The organism is Streptomyces boncukensis, from assembly GCF_011045075.1.
Lineage (GTDB): Bacteria > Actinomycetota > Actinomycetes > Streptomycetales > Streptomycetaceae > Streptomyces > Streptomyces boncukensis.
Genome location: NZ_JAAKZZ010000540.1, coordinates 1 through 4662 on the forward strand (window position 1 = coordinate 1; position 4662 = coordinate 4662).

Genomic DNA, 4662 nt, shown 5'->3' on the forward strand with positions numbered 1-4662 from the left:
GGCACGGGGTCGGTCGTGGCGAGGACTCCGCCGGGACGCAGCACCCGGAACGCCTCCGCGAGGAACGTCTGCCGGGTGTCGAAGTGCACGGAGGACTCCAGCGCCACCACCCTGTCGAACGAGGCGCTCTCGAACGGCAGGGAGGTCGCGGAGCCCTCGCGCAGATCGAGGCGCTCCCCGAGATCCAGCTCCCTGGCGCGCTGCTGTGCCACACGGACCTGGGCCGGGGTCACATTGATGCCGACGATCCGCTCCGGCTTCCTGGTGCGCATCCAGTGGAAGTCCTGCTCGGCGTAGCCGAAACCGACATCCAGGACATGGTCCCCGGCGGTGATACCGGCCGTCTCGGCCAGCTCGTCCGCCAGCGCCTCGCACGCCTCGTCGTGGTCGGCGCAGTCGGGCGCCCAGTAGCCGTAGTTCACATACCGGGTCCTGAGCCCCATGAGGTCGCCGTAGAACTCCTTGCTGTGCAGGCGGTCCAGCAGCTCGTAGAACGAGCGCACCCTGTCGTCCGGGGACGGGGCCGAGCGCCGGAAGGCACGCCCCGGCCCTCCCCGCGGCCGGCCGCCGGACCTGTCGTTGATCGCTTGCTCGCCCATCCTCACCCTTTCGCTGCCGTGGTGACCGCTGCTCTGACCTGCGACTAGCGCGCTGCCCCCAGCCATACCGGCAGCCGCACGAGCTGCCTGGTGAAGGGGAGGGGCTTCCACTCCAGGTCGTCCTCCGGCACGGCCAGCGCCAGATCCGGGTACTGGCGGAGCAGGACCTCCAGCGCGACTTCGCCCTCCTGGCCGGCCAGCGAGGCGCCCAGGCAGTAGTGCGCGCCGTGGGAGAAGGACAGGTGCGAGCCCCCGGTGTCCGCGGGCCGGCGGGTGATGTCCAGCACCTCCGGCCGGTCGTAGTGGAGCGGATCGCGGTTGGCGGTGCTCAGCAGCGCCTGGACGCGCTCTCCCGCCCGGATCCCGGCGCCGCCGATCGTCAGGTCCTCGGTGGCGAAGCGCGGCATGGCGATGCCCGCCGGGCCGCACCAGCGCAGCAGCTCCTGTACCGCGCCCGGCAGCAGCGAGGGGTCCTCGCGGAGCATCGCGAGCTGCCCGGGGTGGGTCAGCAGCGCCACGACGCCGTTGCCGATCAGATGCGCCGTGGTGTCGTGCCCGCCGACCATCAGGGCCAGCACCATGGCGATGAGCTCGTTGTCCGAGAGCCGGTCGGCGCCCTGCTCGCGCGCCTGGACGAGGCCGGTGAGCAGGTCGTCCCGCGGCTCGGCCCGGCGCAGGCCGGCCAGCTCGCGGATGTGCTCGCTGATGTCGGCGAGCATCGGGTTCATCCGCCGCGGATCCATGCTGGTGCAGTCCTGGCTCCAGGCGTGCCACTGGTCCCGGTGCTCCTCGGGCACGCCCAGCAGCTCGCAGATGACCGTGATCGGCAGCGGGTAGGAGAAGTGCTCGATCAGATCGACGGTGCCGCTCTCCGCGCGGGCCGGGAGAGCGGAGGACAGCTCCTTGGCGATGGCCTCCACCCGGGGGCGCAGCGCCGCGATCCGCCGCGCGGAGAAGGCCCGGATGACGAGCTTGCGCAGCCGGGTGTGGTCCGGCGGGTCGGTGTGCACCATGTTCCCGGCGACGCAGGGCGCGTACTCCCTGGCGATGCCCAGGGTGGTCAGCATATGGGTGTAGTAGTCGGTGCCGCCGGGGCCCGTGCGGGGGTTCATGACCAGGCGCCGGTCGGCGAGCACCGCGCTCACGTCGTCGTGCCGGGTGACGAGCCAGACGGGATCGCCGCCGAACGGATCCTCGATCTGCCGGGGGGCCTGCGGCGGGTATGCCTGAGAGGTGTACTCGATGGTCATCGAGGGCCGCCGTCGCCGGCGGATCCGTCCTCTCCGGCCTCGTCCAGCGCCCCCGCGATGTACTGGGCGAGCAGGGTCGGTGTGGGGTGCTCGATGATGGCGACGAGCGGGATCTCGATCCCCGTGAGCGTCATCAGATTCCGGGTGAGCTCCAGGGCCTTGAGCGAGGTGAGCCCCTGTTCGAGGAAGTTGCTGTCGTCGTCGAAGGTGGCGAAGTCGAGCACGGAGGCGGCCTGTTCGCGTACCGCGTCCCGCAGTATCCGCTCGCGTTCCGCCGGCGGGGCGGCAGCGATCTCCGCCTGGAGCGCGCTGCCGTCGAGGACGGCCTGGTCGTCGTGCCCGGTGGTCTCTGACTGCTGCATACCGTCGTGTCCTGACGTGGTGTCGGCCCGGAGCGGGCGGCGGATGAGGGCGGTGGCCCATGACGGAGCTCCCGCCGGATCGGTGATCCGCGGCGAGTACGCCGCCATGGTGGGACAGCGCTCTAAAGGCCCGCCAAACGGCTCCGGCGGGCCGCTTTAGCCAGGCGTTACAGCGGTGTCCGAGCATCGGGGCGCGGGGTTCCCGAGGGCTCAGGAGGAGTGTCATGACGTCTCCATCGGCGGTGCCGCCGACCGCGGGTCAGCTGGCCGAGTTCTACGGCCCGCTGGGGTCGCTGCTGCAGCTGGCCTGGGACGACAACTTCCACTTCGGATACTGGGAGGGGCCGTCCGACGCCAGCTCCGTCGAGGAGGCGACCGACCGGCTCACCGACCTCCTCGCCGAGCGGCTGCGGGTGGGGCCCGGGGACCGGGTGCTGGACGCCGGATGCGGGATCGGCAAGCCGACGCTGCGGGTGGCGGCGTCCACGGGCGCCCGCGTCCACGGCGTGAACATCAGCGAGCACCATATCGAGCAGGCCACGGAAGCCGCCCGGGCCGCGGGCGTGGCGGAACAGGTGACCTTCCAGTACGCCGACGCGATGGAGCTGCCGTTCGCGGCAGGCTCCTTCGACGCCCTCCTCGCCCTGGAGTCGATCGTCCATATGGACCGGCCGAAGGCGCTGCGGGAGTGGGCGCGGGTCCTGGCGCCGGGCGGACGGGTGGTACTGACCGATGTGTTCCCGCTGGAGCCGGGGTCGGGGCCGCAGTCCCTCACCGGGGGCGGAGCGGCCGCCGACGCGGCCGGGCCGGAGGACGACTCCTCCATTGCCTCACTGACCCGGTTCGAGGACTACGCCGCGCTGGTCTCCGGCGCCGGGCTGGAACTCGACGAGCTGACCGATGTCACCGAGAACACCCAGGGCACCTTCCCCCGGATGCTCGACGCCTTCCTCAAGCACCGCAGGGAGTTCGAGCGCCGGCACGGCGTCAGCGTGGAGGACGTGCTCAACTCGGCCACGGTCTCGCAGTCCCAGGCGTCCGCGGCAGGCTGCCTGATCATGGTCGCCCACAAGCCGTGAGCACTCTCCGGGCACCTCGCGTGTCCGGCGCCCCGTGCGGCGGCCCGGCACCGGGGCCGTGTCCCTAGGGGGTGTTTCGAAAGCCCCGTGCGGCGCATGGGGCGTCCGGTGCGTGCTCTCGGCGTGCCGGGTGAAAGCCCTCGTACTGGGCGTACTCGGGCTTTCGGCCGGTGCGGCGAGAGCACGTGCCGGGCGTTCCAGGTGGCGTGCGGGGCTTTCGAAACACCCCCTAGTGCCGTGACCGGACCGCGGGGGCCCTCTCCTCCAGCCAGTAGCGCCGCCGCTGAAACGCGTAGGTGGGCAGTGCGACCGTACGCCGCCCCGGCACCCCGTCGAACACGGCGGACCAGTCGACCGCCGTCCCGCCGGTGTGGAGCAGGGCCAGCGCCCGGCACAGCGCCCGCACCTCCGGCTGCCCGCGCTCCAGCACGGCCGGCACAGGGGGCGCCTCCGCGCCGGGACCGGGGCCCAGACGCACCCACGGACCGCCCTCCGCGAGGGCCTGCGCGGGGATCGGCCGGTCCTGAGCGGGCCGCTGCAGCCGCTCCAGCCAGTGCTCCGGCGCGGCGACGTCCGCTCCGAGCGGCTCGCCGGTGCGGACGTCGACGACCGGCACGGACGCCTTCCGGAACGTGACCGCGCCCAGCGTCTCGCGCACGCCCTCCCCGCCGGTGTCGCGGGTGTCGCCGGCGTCGGCAGCGGCCAGCGCGGTGACCAGCGCGCAGGCGTCGGGCAGGTCGAGCACTCCGGCGAGATGGGCAGCCGCGATCTCGCCGGTGTCGCGGCCGGTGACCCTTCCCGGGCGGACTCCGGCCGACTCCAGCAGCCGGGCCAGGGCGGTGTACAGCGCGAACAGAGCGGCCCGCGCGTAGCGGGGACGGTCCGGCAGCTCCGGGCCGCCGTCGAGGACCGCCCGCCGGACGGACCGCTCCAGCCCGGCGTCGAACACGGCGCACACCTCGTCGAACGCGTCGGCGAAGACCGGGAACCGCGCGTGGAGCCCGGCGCCCATGCCCGGATACGGGCCGTCCCCGCAGTCGAGGGCGAACGCCGGCTTGCCCGCAGCGGCCGGAGCGCCGTCGGACACGATCACGCCGTGGTGCGGCTCCCCCCGGGCCAGGGCCGTCAGGCCCGCCAGCAGCTCCTCGCGGTGCTGGCCCAGGACCACGGCCCGGCATTCGAACGCCGAGCGCGTCGCGGCCAGCGACCAGCCCACGTCCACCGGCGCAGGCCCGGGGTCGGCCGTGAGCCGCGCGGCCAGCGCCGACGCCTGCTCCCGCAGGGCCGCGGCGTCGCGCCCGGACACCACCCACGGCACCACGCCACCGGGCACCACGCCATCGGGCACCGCACCGCGCGGCGCCCCCTGCTC

Annotated in this window: 5 protein-coding genes; 1 reads left to right on the plus strand and 4 read right to left on the minus strand. The window is 73.4% G+C overall.

Annotation, left to right across the window (positions count from 1 at the left end):
- The 3 genes from G5C65_RS31490 to G5C65_RS31500 form a co-directional block, all read right to left on the minus strand.
- Window positions 1-599, minus strand: a 599-nt coding sequence (locus tag G5C65_RS31490; RefSeq protein WP_165302456.1) for an SAM-dependent methyltransferase, incomplete at its 3' end; no start/stop codon positions are given.
- Between the two features lie 44 nt (window positions 600-643).
- Window positions 644-1849, minus strand: a complete 1206-nt coding sequence (locus G5C65_RS31495; protein ID WP_165302457.1) for a cytochrome P450 family protein — start codon at window positions 1847-1849, stop codon at window positions 644-646.
- A complete protein-coding gene (locus tag G5C65_RS31500; protein ID WP_165302458.1) occupies window positions 1846-2211 on the minus strand; it encodes an acyl carrier protein in 366 nt (121 codons plus the stop codon). Before G5C65_RS31500 ends, G5C65_RS31495 begins: the two co-directional genes overlap by 4 nt.
- Before the next feature lie 224 nt (window positions 2212-2435).
- Between G5C65_RS31500 and G5C65_RS31505 the strand changes: the two genes are divergently transcribed.
- Window positions 2436-3290 carry an SAM-dependent methyltransferase gene (locus G5C65_RS31505; protein WP_165302459.1) on the plus strand — a complete coding sequence of 285 codons (855 nt, stop codon included), beginning with the start codon at window positions 2436-2438 and terminating at the stop codon, window positions 3288-3290.
- Window positions 3291-3519: 229 nt separating this feature from the next.
- Here G5C65_RS31505 and G5C65_RS31510 read toward each other — a convergent pair.
- Window positions 3520-4662: acyltransferase domain-containing protein (locus G5C65_RS31510; protein WP_206442484.1), on the minus strand; the 1143-nt coding region annotated here is incomplete at its 5' end.

Bases quoted from the DNA above. Each gene is read 5' to 3' on its own strand.
- G5C65_RS31500 (WP_165302458.1), bottom strand. From the start codon at position 2,211: ATGCAGCAGTCAGAGACCACCGGGCACGACGACCAGGCCGTCCTCGAC.
- G5C65_RS31495 (WP_165302457.1), bottom strand. From the start codon at position 1,849: ATGACCATCGAGTACACCTCTCAGGCATACCCGCCGCAGGCCCCCCGG.
- G5C65_RS31505 (WP_165302459.1), top strand. From the start codon at position 2,436: ATGACGTCTCCATCGGCGGTGCCGCCGACCGCGGGTCAGCTGGCCGAG.